The organism is Cellulomonas gelida (assembly GCF_006538725.1).
Lineage (GTDB): Bacteria > Actinomycetota > Actinomycetes > Actinomycetales > Cellulomonadaceae > Cellulomonas > Cellulomonas gelida.
Genome location: NZ_BJLQ01000058.1, coordinates 1 through 13,058 on the forward strand (window position 1 = coordinate 1; position 13,058 = coordinate 13,058).

Annotated in this window: 11 protein-coding genes and 1 pseudogene; 4 read left to right on the forward strand and 8 right to left on the reverse strand. The window is 74.6% G+C overall.

The window, feature by feature from the left end:
- Positions 1-394: 394 nt before the first annotated feature.
- On the forward strand, positions 395-925 hold the full coding sequence (locus tag CGE01nite_RS15865) for a hypothetical protein (RefSeq protein WP_141371676.1): 531 nt from the start codon (positions 395-397) through the stop codon (positions 923-925).
- Positions 926-1,088: 163 nt separating this feature from the next.
- Here the strand turns inward: CGE01nite_RS15865 and CGE01nite_RS15870 are convergent, their stop codons facing one another.
- From CGE01nite_RS15870 to CGE01nite_RS17505, 4 genes are all read right to left on the reverse strand, one after another.
- Positions 1,089-2,054, reverse strand: a complete 966-nt coding sequence (locus CGE01nite_RS15870; RefSeq protein WP_141371677.1) for a 5'-3' exonuclease — start codon at positions 2,052-2,054, stop codon at positions 1,089-1,091.
- Positions 2,055-2,143: 89 nt separating this feature from the next.
- Positions 2,144-2,794 (reverse strand): DUF4203 domain-containing protein, encoded by a 651-nt coding sequence (locus CGE01nite_RS15875; RefSeq protein ID WP_141371678.1) that lies wholly within the window; start codon positions 2,792-2,794, stop codon positions 2,144-2,146.
- Positions 2,795-3,019: 225 nt separating this feature from the next.
- A complete protein-coding gene (locus CGE01nite_RS15880) occupies positions 3,020-4,441 on the reverse strand; it encodes a hypothetical protein (protein ID WP_141371679.1) in 1,422 nt (473 codons plus the stop codon).
- A gap of 185 nt (positions 4,442-4,626) precedes the next feature.
- Positions 4,627-5,295 (reverse strand): RNA polymerase sigma factor, encoded by a 669-nt coding sequence (locus tag CGE01nite_RS17505; RefSeq protein WP_371857597.1) that lies wholly within the window; start codon positions 5,293-5,295, stop codon positions 4,627-4,629.
- On the opposite strand from CGE01nite_RS17505, the pseudogene CGE01nite_RS17575 reads away from it, so the two are divergent.
- Positions 5,236-5,472, forward strand: a pseudogene (locus CGE01nite_RS17575) (hypothetical protein); the annotation flags it as partial. The gene CGE01nite_RS17505 and the pseudogene CGE01nite_RS17575 sit on opposite strands and share 60 nt — an antisense overlap.
- Positions 5,473-5,571: 99 nt before the next feature.
- On the opposite strand, the gene CGE01nite_RS15895 reads toward CGE01nite_RS17575, so the two are convergent.
- Both CGE01nite_RS15895 and CGE01nite_RS15900 read right to left on the reverse strand, forming a co-directional pair.
- A complete protein-coding gene (locus CGE01nite_RS15895) occupies positions 5,572-7,185 on the reverse strand; it encodes a MinD/ParA family ATP-binding protein (RefSeq protein ID WP_141371680.1) in 1,614 nt (537 codons plus the stop codon).
- A 128-nt stretch (positions 7,186-7,313) separates the two neighbouring features.
- Positions 7,314-7,712 (reverse strand): ATP-binding protein, encoded by a 399-nt coding sequence (locus tag CGE01nite_RS15900; protein ID WP_255318534.1) that lies wholly within the window; start codon positions 7,710-7,712, stop codon positions 7,314-7,316.
- A 230-nt stretch (positions 7,713-7,942) separates the two neighbouring features.
- Between CGE01nite_RS15900 and ligD the strand changes: the two genes are divergently transcribed.
- Positions 7,943-9,022 carry a non-homologous end-joining DNA ligase gene (gene ligD / locus CGE01nite_RS15905; protein WP_048344122.1) on the forward strand — a complete coding sequence of 360 codons (1,080 nt, stop codon included), beginning with the start codon at positions 7,943-7,945 and terminating at the stop codon, positions 9,020-9,022.
- Positions 9,023-9,058: 36 nt separating this feature from the next.
- Here ligD and CGE01nite_RS15910 read toward each other — a convergent pair whose 3' ends face one another.
- On the reverse strand, positions 9,059-10,132 hold the full coding sequence (locus CGE01nite_RS15910; protein ID WP_141371681.1) for a M15 family metallopeptidase: 1,074 nt from the start codon (positions 10,130-10,132) through the stop codon (positions 9,059-9,061).
- Between the two features lie 172 nt (positions 10,133-10,304).
- Between CGE01nite_RS15910 and CGE01nite_RS15915 the strand changes: the two genes are divergently transcribed.
- Positions 10,305-11,570, forward strand: coding sequence for a hypothetical protein (locus CGE01nite_RS15915; protein WP_141371682.1), 1,266 nt, complete (start codon positions 10,305-10,307; stop codon positions 11,568-11,570).
- A 7-nt stretch (positions 11,571-11,577) separates the two neighbouring features.
- On the opposite strand, the gene CGE01nite_RS15920 is transcribed toward CGE01nite_RS15915, so the two are convergent.
- Positions 11,578-12,540, reverse strand: coding sequence for an endonuclease/exonuclease/phosphatase family protein (locus CGE01nite_RS15920; protein WP_141371683.1), 963 nt, complete (start codon positions 12,538-12,540; stop codon positions 11,578-11,580).
- Between the last annotated feature and the right edge of the window lie 518 nt (positions 12,541-13,058).

Below are 13,058 nucleotides of genomic sequence, written 5' to 3' on the forward strand. Positions count from 1 at the left end.
GACGGGGTGTCGTGGCGGCCCCACCGCCACGACACCCCGTCCGCATCCCACCCCGCCCCTCCCGGCACCCACGACCCAGCGACTGCTCAGGCCACCGCGCACCCAACCCGGAGCAGTCGCTGGCCCGCGCCAGCACCCACCAGCGACCCAGCGGTTGCTCAGGCCAACGCGCACCGAGCCCGGAACAGTCGCTGGCTCGCGCCAGCACCAACCAGCGACCCAGCGCTCACTCAGGCCAACGCGCGTCGAGACCGGAGCGGTCGCTGGTTCGTGACCGGGCAGTCCGGCGGAGCAGGTGGAGGTGGTGCGGTGGACGGGGTGAGGGTGGGGTGGGGTTGCACCCATCAGGGCGATTCGTCTCATGTCCCGGGCGGGACGTGCCGATGGTGCGGGCATGACGACGTTCGAGGACCTCGACATCGGCGAGGCGTTCGGTGACTTCGGCGACGCGGGCACCGAACCCCTCCGACGTTCCCGCGCGTGGGGGCTGGTGGCCTCGCTGATCGCGCTCGTGCTCGTCGCGCTGGGCCTGGTGTGGCTGAACGCCGCACGCGACGCCCCCACCGCGGCGGCCTCGCCGGAGAGCATCGTGCCCGCGCTCGGAGCCGCGCAGACGGCCGCCGACACGCTCACGGGCGCCGACCTCGACTCGCTCACCGTGCTCTCGTCGAGCACGCGCCTGCTCGGGACGTCCGAGTGGGGCAGCCACTACGCCGCGCTCAACGAGTCCGGCGCGGTCTGCCTCGTCACGGTCCTCGACGGTCAGCTCCCCGCCCAGGCCTGCGGCGGTCCGAACGCGCACCTCTCGCTGACGACGACCGACCTCGACGGTCGCGACGTCGTCCTCCTGACCGCGCAGGACGCCGCCCCGACCTCGGGGGACGGCTGGCACCGCCTGGCGGACCACCTCTGGACCCGCCCCTGACCGACCCGGTCCCCCAGCCCAGCGACCCCGCGGTTGCTCCGGCCTCCCGGTCCCGGAGCCGGAGCACTCGCTGGCTCGTCGGCGTTGCGCGTCGGCGTTGCGCGTCGGCGTTGCGCGTCGGCGTTGCTCGGCGGGGCTGCTGGGCGGGATGCTCGGCTGAGGATTACGGGGTGAGGGCGGTGACCAGGCGGGTGATCGGGGACGACAGGCCCCAGCGCTCCGCCAGCGCGACGAGCGCGTCGGGGTCCGCGGGCGTCGTCGGAAGACGGTCGTCGACCGCCGCGACGGGAGCGTCCGCCGCGACGCGCACGACCGTCGGCGCGACGTCCAGGTAGTCGGCGGCCTCGGTGAGCCGGCGCAGCTGCGTCGGCGTGAGGCCCTTGTCGCCCGCGTCGCGCGCGGCGAGCACGCCGGCCAGCGAGCCGTACCGGCGGATCAGCGAGGCGGCCGTCTTCTCGCCGATCCCCACGACGCCGGGCAGCCCGTCGCTCGGGTCGCCGCGCAGCGCCGCCATGTCCGCGTACGCGGCCCCCGACGGCACGTCGTACCGCTCCTGCAGCCGCGCGAGGTCCACGACCTCGAGGTCCTTGATGCCCTTGACGGTGTACAGGACCCGCACGCGCGCGTCGTCGTCGACGAGCTGGAACAGGTCGCGGTCGCCTGTGATCACGTCGACCGGGTCGCGCTCGTCGGCGGGCCGCGCGGCCTCGCGGGCGACGAGAGTGCCGATCACGTCGTCGGCCTCGAACCCGGGCGCCCCGAGCCGCGGGATGCCGAGGGCGGCCAGGACCTCGGCGATCACCGGGACCTGGGGTGCGAGCGTGTCCGGGACCTCCTCGACGCTCGTCGTCGTCCCGCCGGGCGCGGGGACCTCCGCCACCACCCGGTGCGCCTTGTACGACGGGATCGCCGCGACCCGGAACGCGGGCCGCCAGTCGTCGTCCCAGCACGCGACGAGCCGCGTGGGGTGCCGGTCGGTGACGAGCCGCGTGATCATGTCGAGCAGCCCGCGCACCGCGTTCACGGGCGAGCCGTCCGGTGCACGCCCCACGGACTCGGGCACCCCGAAGTACGCGCGGAAGTAGAGGGACGCCGTGTCGAGGAGCAGCAGCCTGCCGTCACCAGCCATGGTCCACACCGTAGGGCCGCGGCCGACGAGACGCCCCCGCCGACGCCGCCCCGGATCGACTCGCGTCCCGCCGGTCAGCCGGTGAGCTGTCAGCCGGCGGCGGGCGGCGCGGGTGGCGGCGCGGCCGACGCGGTCGGGGTCGAGGCAGGGGCGGGCTGGGGCTTGGGCGGCTTCGGGGGCAGACCCAGACGCTCGCGGAACAGCTGACGCTGCACGTACCAGCCGCTGCCGGCCACAGCGAGCCACACGACGAGCATGACGGTCTGCTGCCAGCCGTCGTCGGGCTCCGCGAGGAACCCGAGCGCCGAGGGCCACAGCAGCGCGGCGCCGGACAGGATCACGCTCGCGCCACCCAGCGCCGTGAACCACAGCAGGGCCCGCCGCGCGTACTTCTCCGCGAGCAGCGCCGAGGTGTACGCGGTCGTCAGCACGAGGACGACGCCGAGCAGCGCGCTCGTGCCCGGGTCGCTGAGCGCGGACCACAGCTTCGCCCCGATCACGGCGCCCGTCGCGAGCCCGACCACGAACGTCGCGAACCGGAACACGAGCGAGACGAGCATCCAGACGAGCACGCCGGACCCGAGCCCGACCCACAGCTGCGTCCAAGAGTCCGCGCCGAAGGCCTCGGCGACCAGGAACCCGAGCGCGAACCCCGCCGCGACCAGCGCCAGGTTCACCGACCGGATCCCGTAGAAGCACAGCAGCAGACCGACGACCAGCACCACCAGTGCCGTGGTCACGGTGGCCTCCCTCCGACGAGCGCCACGCTAGCGCGCACACCGCCGCGCAGCGCGTCGACCGAGCACTGGGCCAGACAACCGAGCGGCCGGCGACAGCGCAGTGGGCCACGGCGACAGAGCAGCGCCCCGGGACGACGAAAGGCCGACCGACGCCCCTCCGCGTCGGCCGACCTCGCGTCCATGCCCGTCCCGGGGAGTGACGTCACCCGGTTCAGGCGCCCGAGCTCAGCTCGAGAGATCCAGCTGGTCCTCGACCACGGCGATGACGCTCCACGAGCCACCCGTGCTGTCGGTCAGCTCGTAGGCCGGGATGAGCGCTGCCGCGCCGTTGTCGAGGTACTGCAGCGCGACGCCGAGGCGCGCACCGGTGATGGTCACGTCCTGGACGGGCCACGCGATCGGGTCGCCCGCGTGCAGTGTGGGCGGCACGCCCGGCTCCTCGGGGGCGACCGCGGTGTCCGACGAGTCCGACTCGAGGGCGTCCACGCCCTCCAGGGCACCGCGCGCGTTCGCGGCCATCGGCCACACGCCGCTCGAGAAGCTCGAGAACCGCGGGTCGTTGAGCCGCTCGACCGCGTCGGCGGGGCTCACCACGTCGTAGTCGCCCAGCGCGACGAGCGGCGCGAGCGGGCCGTAGGCCGACTGCAGGCCGTCGGCCATGACGAGGAACGTCCACGTCACGTTCGCGGACTGGCCGTCGACGACGAGCGTCGCGGTCACGTTGGTGCTCGCCTGCGAGTCGCTGCTCGTGTCGAACGTGAACGCGTCCGTGTCGAGGCCGAGCTCGGCGAGCGCGTCCTTGGCGGTCGCGATCGCCGACGACTTCGAGGGCGGGTCGCCGGCGCAGTCCGCTGCGGGCGAGGTCTCGTCGCCGAGCACGATGTCGACACCGTCGCCAGAGGCCGACCCTGCCTCGTCGTCCTTGAGGCCGTCGTCCTTGGACTGGTTGGGCTCGTCGGGGGCCGAGAGCGTCTCGCACGACCACGGGTCACGCGTCGGGTCGTAGAACGACAGGCTCGCCTGACCGTCGGGCGACAGGCTCACGTTCGGGCCCGAGCCGTCGAGCGTGCCGATCGACAGGCCGTACTCGCGGGTCACGTCGCCGGTCACACCGAAGACGTCGGCCGCGCGCTGCAGCGTCGCCTCGGAGTAGACGCTCGCGGCGTCGAAGCCCCACGCGGCCTGCGAGCCGCCGTCGTCGGACAGGCCCTTCGCGTGGAACACCTGGCGCCCGCCGAACCCGATCATCGTCCGGGCAGCGTCGCTCGACATCATGCCGGCGCCGCCGGCGACCTCGGCCGCCGGGGCACCCGTGTCGCGGGCGCCCTCGCTGCTGCCGAGCGAGATCGGGGGTGCGACGGACGAGCCGTTGCCGTCCGCGCCGATCGCGTACCCACCCGTGCCGACGACCGCCACGGCGGCGACCGCTGCGGCGGCCTGCAGCCAGCGCGTCCGGCGTCGGCGGGACCGGGCCGCGGCGAGCTCGTCGGTCGGGAGCTGCACTCCCGTGGTCGCGGCGAGCGTCGCGTGCAGACGCTCGGTGTCGAGCACCGCGTGCGCTGCGGGGTCAGCCGCCGCGACGCGCGCCAAGGCGTCGTCGACGAGCTGGGGATCGACGTCGCGGTCGTCCGGCTTCTGGGTGTTCACCGGTCCTCCTGAGGCTTCGGGCGTACGGGGGTGTGCTGCCGAGCGCCGGGGAGCGCCCTTCCACCCCCTTCGTGTCGGGGTGGGTGCCGGTCTTGCAGGGCGTAGCCCGACGGGCTCAGTCCTACGAGCTCAGTCCGACGAGCTCAGTCCGACGAGCTCAGTCCGACGAGCTCAGTCCGACGAGCTCAGTCCGACGCACCGGCCCACGCGGTCGCGAGGCGGGCCCGGGCGCGGCTCAGCGCGGCGTCCGCTCCCCCACGGCCCACTCCGAGCACGTCCGCGAGCGCCTGTCCCGTCAGACCTTCCCAGGCGTTGAGCAGCACGATCTGCCGGTCGCGCGGGCTCAGCGCGCCCAGAGCGAGCCGGACCCGCTCGTCGTTCACGGCCCGCAGCGCAGGGTCGTCCTCGTCGACGATCTCGGGCAGGTGCTCGACCGGGATCGGCCGGCCCTTGCGGCGGTGGTTGGCGAGCACGAAGCCCGCGGTCCGGTAGAGCCACGGCAGCTCGGCGCCCTCGGGGACGTCGTCGCGGCGGCGCCACGCGATCGTCAGCACGTCGGCGGTGAGGTCCTCGGCGTCCTGGCCGGCGCGGCGCACGAGGTAGCGGTGCACGTCGCGCTCGTGCGCGCGCACGAGCGCGGTGAACCACGGCGCGTCACGCGGTCCGGTGCGCGGCACCCGGTCACCGGTGCCGTCACCCGGCAGCACGTCGTCGTCGCCCTCAGCGGTCCCGCGCTCGTCGGAGCCAGTCTCGTCGGAGTTCAGCTCGTCGGAGCCAGTCTCGTCGGAGTTCAGCTCGTCGGAGCCAGTCTCGTCGGAGTTCAGCTCGTCGGAGCCAGTCTCGTCGGCGTTCAGCTCGTCGCCGCCGGGACCCCCAGCGTCCGGCTCGTCGGACGGGTCCGCGGCGCGATCGTTCGTGCCGGGCTGGTCCGCGGCGGGCTCGTCCGACGCAGGTTCGACCCGCTCCAGCTGGTCGATCGCGTCCTCGGGCGGCTCGTTGCGCGGCACCACTGGTTCCCCGTCTCGTCGTGACCGTCGACGGGCGCGCGACAGCGCACCCTGCACCCCTCTGTGTCCCCGCACCACATGTTCTTGCACGTGACCCGGAAGCTCTCGAGAGACGTGCGCGGCCTACAGCCCGTCGGCGACGATCGCGGTCGCCCGCAGCCACGCGTCGCGCGTCGCGGGACGCAGGGACTCGTAGTCGATGGGCCCGCCCGGGACGAGCGACGGGTCGTGCGGCACCTCGACGACGGCGCGCGTGAGCGCCCCGAAGTGGCTGCGCAGACGCTTGCGCAGGTCCTTGTCGATCTTGCGGTCCGGTGCCGACAGGATCGTCACGGCGCGGCGCACGGCGTCGTCGTTCCCCGTGGCGCGCAGCGCGTCGAGCGCCCACGCCGCGGACTGCGCGGTGTCCTCGCGGATCGTCGAGACGATCACCACCTGGTCGGCGGCCGAGACCGCGGCCTGCCAGTTCGACGCGCGCATGTTGTTGCCCGTGTCGATGACGATCACGCGGTAGAAGCGCGAGAGCACCTGGTGGAGGGCACCGAAGGCCTCGGCGTCCATCGACGCGGCCGACGCGGCGTTCTCGTCGGACGCCAGGACGTCGAACTGCTCGTCGGTCTGCGTGCGCACGTAGCCGTCGAGGTCGCCCACTCGGACCGTGGCGGCGCCGCCCAGCGACGGCAGCGCCTGCAGCAGGTCGACCGCGGTGTGCTGGTGCTCGGTGTGGGCCGAGCGCCAGCCGAGCGTGCCGCGCGTCTCGTTGTTGTCCCACGCGAGGGTGTACCCGCCGCGCTGCAGCCCGAACGTCGCGGCGAGCAGCATGGTCGCGGTGGTCTTGTGCGCGCCGCCCTTCGGGTTGAGCACGACGACCGTGCGCGGCCCGTCGAACGTGCGGCGCACCGCGGCGGTCTGCACGCGGCGCTGCCGCTCGGCGCGGCCGGGGCCGGGCTTGATCGCGCCGAACGTGACCTTGCGCAGCCCGCCGCGCCAGCCGTGCTCGGCGGGTCCGGCGGAGGCCGGGTGACGCTTGGCGAGCAGGTCGTCGAGCGTCGGGAGCGTCGCTGCGGACGCGCGCTCGCCCTGGCGGGCGGCCGCGGTCGCGGCGGCGCCGAGGCGCGCGCCGGCGGGTTCGTCGGCCGCGGCGGTGCCGGCCGCACGGTCGGGTCCCGCGTCGGTCGCGGGTTCGGTCGACGTCCCGGTCGCGCTGCCCGACGCAGGGGCGGTCGACGCGGACGGGTCGAACGGCGCGGACGTGGCCGCGGGGGACGGCGTGGACGCGTCGGACGACGAGGTCGTCGACGACCCGCCGCTCGTCGTGCCGCCCGTGGCACCGCGTGCGCCGCTCGTCGTCCCCGACGCCCGCGTACCGCCGACCCCCAGGTCGGTGTCCTCGAGCCCTGCCGTGTCGACGCCCGCGAGCGTGTCCGGCACGCTCAGGCCCGGGCCGGTGAGCGCGGCGGCGCCGTCCGCCGGCGCCTCGTCGACGAGCCCGTCCGGGTGGATCAGCAGCGACCACATGCCGTCGGGGTCGCGCACCTGCACGGGCACGGGCTCGCCGACCTCACCGGCGATCGCCGCGATCCGCTCGGTGATCGCGGCGCCGGCCTCCTGGAGGTTGGCCATGCGAATCCGCTCGATCACCCCGTCGATGGAGATCTGCCCGGTCCCGTCGTCACGGACCTCGGCCGTGACCTGCGGCAGCCGTGCCGTCCGCGTGGTGCTCTCGCTGTCGCTCATCGGTGGTCCTTCCTCGTCGGCCCCCGAGTGCGAAACTACGCGAAAGGGAGCCTGCGCGCGCGGAGCGAATGAGGCGAAAAGCCGCCGCGACCTGCGTGGGATGCGTCACGACACCCCCCAGGAGTGCCTCAGGCGTCGTCGACCTCGAACCAGACCGTCGTGTGACCGCCCTCGTGGGTGGTCCCCCAGCTCGTCGCGAGCGCGTCGACGAGGGCGAGCCCGCGCCCGTGCGCGGCCGTCGGCTCGGTGCGTCGCAGCACCGGCTGGCCCCCGCCGCGGTCCTCGACCTCGACCCGCAGGACGCTGCCCGCGACCTCCACGCGGATCACCACCGGCAGCCCGGCCGGGCCGTGGACCACGGTGTTGGCCACGAGCTCGCCCGTGAGCAGCTCGGCGATCTGGTTGGCGGCGCCACCGACGCCCGCCGCCGCAGCGACCTGCATGACCCAGCGGCGCGCGGTGCGCGGTGCGAGCGGCTCCGCACGGGTGACCATCTCCTCGCGCACGCTCGCGCCACGCCTGCGCACGCTCGCTGCGCTCCGGATGCTTCTCACCTCGCCCACCGCAACAGGGTGCCCGACGATCGGCTCTCGCGCCCCGTGAACGGCACGCTGATCCCGCTCGCGCGTCGTGAGCGACGGTGGTACCGCGGCGGTCCCCGTGGCCGGGGTCGGCGTGACCGGGGGCTGCGAGGGCACGACGGCATCGTTCCACTAGCGGGTGACGCGCGTCACTGCTCGCCCCTAGGTTGGGGCACATGCCGTCCTCGACACCCGCGACCGAGATCGACGTCCGCGGCCGCGCGGTGCGCGTGAGCAACCCCGACAAGGTCTACTTCGCCGGCCGCGGGCTCACGAAGCTCGACGTGGTGCGCTACTTCGTGTCCGTGGGCGACGGCATCCTCGCGGCCCTGCTCGACCGGCCCACGACCCTCGAGCGCTGGCCCAAGGGCGTGTTCGAGGGCGCGAAGCTCGCGACGCGCGCGGACTCGTCGGGCGACGCGTTCTACCAGAAGCGCGTCCCGGCGGGCGCGCCGGACTACGTCCGGACCGCGCGGATCGGCTTCCCCTCGGGACGCACCGCCGACGAGGTCGCGCCGAGCGAGCTCGCCGTCGTCGCGTGGGCCGCCAACCTCGGGACGCTCACGTTCCACCCGTGGCCCGTCACGGCCGACGACGTGGACCGGCCCGACCAGCTGCGCATCGACCTCGACCCGCAGCCCGGCACCGACTTCTCCGACGCGGCGCGCGTCGCCCCGCACGTGCGCGAGCTGCTCGCCGAGCACGGGCTGGAGGGCTGGCCCAAGACGTCCGGCGGGCGCGGCATCCACGTGTTCGTGCCCATCGAGCCGCGCTGGACCTTCGTCGAGGCGCGGCGCGCGACCATCGCGTTCGGCCGTGAGCTCGAGCGCCGCCTGCCCGACGAGGTCACCATGAAGTGGTGGAAGGAGGAGCGCGGCGCCAAGATCTTCGTCGACTACAACCAGATGGCCCGTGACCGCACCATCGCGTCGGCGTACTCGATCCGGTCCAACCCGCGCGCGACCGTCTCCGCGCCGCTGACCTGGGACGAGGTCGCCGACGTCCACCCCGACGACTTCGACGTCACGACGATGCCCGCGCGGTTCGCGTCCGTCGGGGACCTGTTCGCGCCGCTCGCCGCGCACGCGCCGGGGCGGTTCTCGATCGCCTCGCTCCTCGAGCTCGCCGAGCGCCAGGAGCACGACGAGGGCCACGGCGACCTGCCGTACCCGCCCGAGTACCCGAAGATGCCCGGCGAGCCACCGCGCGTCCAGCCGTCCCGCGCCAAGAAGCCGGACGCGTCGTCGGGCGACTGAGCCGCCTCGTCGGGTCCCCTCGGATCTCGTCGGGCGTCAGCCCACGTACTCGTAGTGCCAGTACTCCGGGTTGCTGCCGTTGCGCAACGCCCACGACGGCTGCACCCACCCGTACGACGGGCCGTTCGCGACGAGCCACGCACGCTGCGGCGTGTCCCACCCGTACTCGCAGGGCAGCTCGGGCACGTCGAGGGCGTAGCCGGTCCCGTGCTTCGAGGTCCCCGGCACCGCGGCGATCGACCCGAGCGCCTTGCGCATCGCGGTCTGCGTGTCGAAGTCGCGGTACGTGAGGTCCAGGTCGAGGTCGTGCCCGAACGTCGCGCGGAACGCCACGTTGAGCCGCTCGAGCGCCTGCGTCGCCTCGGTACGCAGCCAGTAGCGCGTGCCCTTCGGGTCGACGCCCCAGGAGGTGGCCTGCAGCATCGACTCCGGCAGCCGACCGTTGGAGCCGTCCCCGCCGCGGGTGGGCGGTGAGGTGTAGAAAGGCGGGCCGTCGTACGTCGTCTCGCACCGGTCGCCGCCCGAGCCGCCGCCCGGCGCGCGGGGGCGCTGCGTCTCGGCCGCCTTGCGCGCCTCCTGCTCGGCGCGTGCGGCGACCCACTCGTCGTGCGCCGTCTGCACCGCCTTCTGCGCGGCGAGCACCTCGGCCGCGAGCGTCCGCAGCGCCGCTGCCGACTCGCCGTCGGCGGCCGGCTCCGACGAGGTGGTCGCCGACGCGGCGGGGGTCGACTCGAGCGCGTGCTTGGCCCGCTGCAGGACCTCGGCGAGCGTGTCGCGCACGGCTCCGTCGGCGACCTCGCCGTCGCTCGCGGCGAGCGTCTCGTTGCCCTGCTCGACGGCCGCGAGCAATGCGTCACGCGCGGCACCTCGCGCCGCCGCGCCCGCCTCGCGCCCCGCACGCGCCACGGCCGCCCCGTACGCGGCGGTGTCCTGCGCGCGGGCGCTCGCCGCGACCTCGGCCGACGCGCTCGCCTCCGCCTGCAGCCGCGCGTGGTCCTGGCTGCGCTGCAGCCCGAGGCCGACCCCGACGCCCGCGACGAGCGCGACCGCGACGACGGCCGCGGCCACCGCGGCTCGGCGGCGTGTCGCCGGTGGCGTCGGTCGGACCATCGGGCGAGTGTGACCCGTCGGACGAATCCGGCGCAACGCCACACGTCAGCGCACGGTCGGACGGGCACGACGACCGGTACGACGACGCCACGACCCGCGTGATCACCCTCCGTCCGGCTGAAACCGCGGGGCGCCGCTCAAGACCGACAGCCGTCGGACCGATCGTGGACGTATGACCAACGTCCGCGCGCCCGAGACGCCGACGGCCGGGCCTGCCGCCCCCGCGGCCGCCGGGATGCGCGAGCTCACGGAGACCGAGCACCAGCACCTCGACCGGCTCCGCGGCCACCTCGCGTCGAGCGGCGCGCCCGTCGGGACGCTCGACGGTCTCGGGCACCTGCTGCAGGCCGCGCACACCGCCTGGGTGCGCACCCCGCAGGCCGGCCGGCCCGACCCGGGGCCGATGATCTCGTCGATCGCCGTGGGCGTCGGCGACCTGGTGCTCGCGGGTGCGCCCGCGGCGCGCTGGGTGCTGCACGTCGTCGGCCAGGCCTCCCCCGCGCTGCTGTCCGCAGACGGTTCGGCCGCCGTGGTGCCGTTCGCCGACCTGCACCGGCGCTGGGCCGAGGGCGCCGACTCGTCGCACCTCGACGGCGGGGCGTCGTCCGACGACGAGTCCGACGTGGCCGTGGACGCCGCGTGGCTCACGCGCTACGTGACCGCGGCCTCCGCACACCTCGCGGCTGCGGATGCCGCTGCCGTCGTGCCGACACCTCGTCCGCCCGTGCCGGGCGAGCACGCCTGGGCCGCCGACACCGAGGCCGCGCCGGTCCCGGACGCCCCCGCGGATCCCGTCAGCGCGCCGCCTGTCCCGGAGACCGGATCGCTCTCGCGGCACGCGGCCGACGAGTACGCCGTCGCCGAGCCGGTGCCCGCCGGTGCCACCGCCACAGACTCCGGCCACACCACGGACCCGGACGACGGCACGCGGCGCCGACGCTCGCGCGCGGCCGACCGGGCCGACGAGCCCGTGATGCGCTACCGCACCCCGACCGAGCTGCCGTTCGTCCCCTCGGTCGACGTGCAGAACCTCGCGCTGCGCGCGCTCGACCGCGGCCTGACCACGGCACTGTCCGACGGCCCGACCCCGTTCGCGATGCGCGACGACGGCACCAACGTCCACGTGAAGTGGTTCCGGATGAGCCCCGACGAGGCACTCGGCCAGGCGGAGCGCTGGGTCGAGGACGGCCTCGGGGTGCGCGCGGCGATCGGCTGGATCGTGGCCCTCGACCCCGACGGCGGTGTCGCGGTCCCCGGCCTCGGGGCGCTCCCGTCCGACGAGTCCGCTGCCGCGCTGGGCGCCGACCACGCTGTCGTCGTGCTCGCGTCCGACGCCCGGCTGCCCGGCCTCGTCGTCGCACACCGGTACAGCGCGGGCCCGGACGCGGGCCCGATCGGCGAGCCGCTCATCGTCGGGCCGTGCCCGACCCTCCTGTGACGCGCGCTCAGCCCAGCCGGAACTCGACCCACAGCGGGTAGTGGTCGCTGATGCGCCACGACACCTCCGTGCGCGTCAGCCCGGGGAACACGTGCGGGAGGAAGTCGACACCCCCCGCGCGGTTCGTGTACGTCATGGCCTCGAGCATCGACGCTCCACCGGGGTCGGAGAACCACGCGACCTGGTCGTAGAAGTGCCGGTCGCGGTCGTCGTCGAAGATGGTGCGCGGCAGGTCGTTGAGCTCCGCCGGCGGCCACAGGCCGGTCGAGACGAACGCGTCGTAGAGCGGGTTGCCGAGGCGGTCGAGGTTGAAGTCGCCGAGCACCAGCAGGTTGGTGTTCCAGTCGTCGTTGCGCTCGGCCCATCGGCGCATCCACTGCGCGAACTGCTCGATCTCGACCAGCCGCGCCTGCGGGCTGCCCCACAGCACGTGCACGGTCGTCAGGACGAACGACACCGGCCCATCGGGCAGGACCCGCTCGAAGCCCACCGCGTACGGGGTGCGGGCGAACTGCGCGGCCGGGTGGTTGACCGCCGGCGGCAGGACGATCTCCCCGACGAGCCCCGACGGCTCCACGCGCGTCGAGTCGTAGAGGAACGCGAGGCGCTCACCGTTGCCCGCGTTGCCCTCGGTGACGTCGGAGGCGAGCACGCGCCAGTGCGGGCCGAGCAGCGAGCGCAGGAAGCGCAGCGCGCTCGTCGAGCGCCGGACCTCCTGCAGCGCGACGACGTCCAGGTGCTCGACGACGGCGGCGATCGCCGCGACCGCCGCCCAGTCACGCTTGGGCGACGACTTCGCCGTGGCCTTCCAGGTGGGACTCACGTCCCCGAACGCGCGCAGGTTCCATGTGCCGATCAACAGGTTGTCCGGCAGGCGGGGCGGGATGGTCGCGGAGACCGCCAGGCGCAGCGCCGCCACCTGCGCCTCGACCGTAGCGGGCGCTGCAGGGACCCCGGTGGTCGGGCTCACCCCTCCATGTCACCACTCCGCCGCCGCCCGCACCACACCCCCACCGGGCGAACTCCACCCCCCACTGCCCACTCCCCGCGGCCCTCACCGGTCCACCCTCTCCACGAGACAGCACTTGCTCCGGCCATCCCGCCCCAGAACCGGAACAACCGCAGGCTCACGGGGCGCACCCCCTGCCCAGCCAGCGCCTGCTCCGGCGACCCCGCCTCAGAACCGGAGAAACCGCAGGGTCACGGGGTGCGTACAGGGCCAGCCAGCACTTGCTCCGGCCACCCCGCGCCAGACCCGGAACAACCGCAGGGTCACGGGGTGCATAGCCTCTACAGCCCGTCGTCGGGCCCGACGACCTCGGCACGGGTCAGACTGCGCTTGCTCCGGCGACCCCGCACGAGAGCCTGAGCAAGCGCTGGGTCGCAGGGTGCATGCCGGCCCCAGCCAGCACTTGCTCCGGCCATCCCGCGCCAGAGCCGGAACCACCGCTGGGTCGCGGGGTGCATAGCGGGTCAGACTGCGCTTGG

What these genes read in the sequence shown, in the direction of transcription:
- CGE01nite_RS15865 (WP_141371676.1), top strand. Translation starts at nt 395, where the DNA reads ATGACGACGTTCGAGGACCTCGACATCGGCGAGGCGTTCGGTGACTTC.
- CGE01nite_RS15870 (WP_141371677.1), bottom strand. Translation starts at nt 2,054, where the DNA reads ATGGCTGGTGACGGCAGGCTGCTGCTCCTCGACACGGCGTCCCTCTAC.
- CGE01nite_RS15895 (WP_141371680.1), bottom strand. Translation starts at nt 7,185, where the DNA reads ATGAGCGACAGCGAGAGCACCACGCGGACGGCACGGCTGCCGCAGGTC.
- ligD (WP_048344122.1), top strand. Translation starts at nt 7,943, where the DNA reads ATGCCGTCCTCGACACCCGCGACCGAGATCGACGTCCGCGGCCGCGCG.
- CGE01nite_RS15910 (WP_141371681.1), bottom strand. Translation starts at nt 10,132, where the DNA reads ATGGTCCGACCGACGCCACCGGCGACACGCCGCCGAGCCGCGGTGGCC.
- CGE01nite_RS15915 (WP_141371682.1), top strand. Translation starts at nt 10,305, where the DNA reads ATGACCAACGTCCGCGCGCCCGAGACGCCGACGGCCGGGCCTGCCGCC.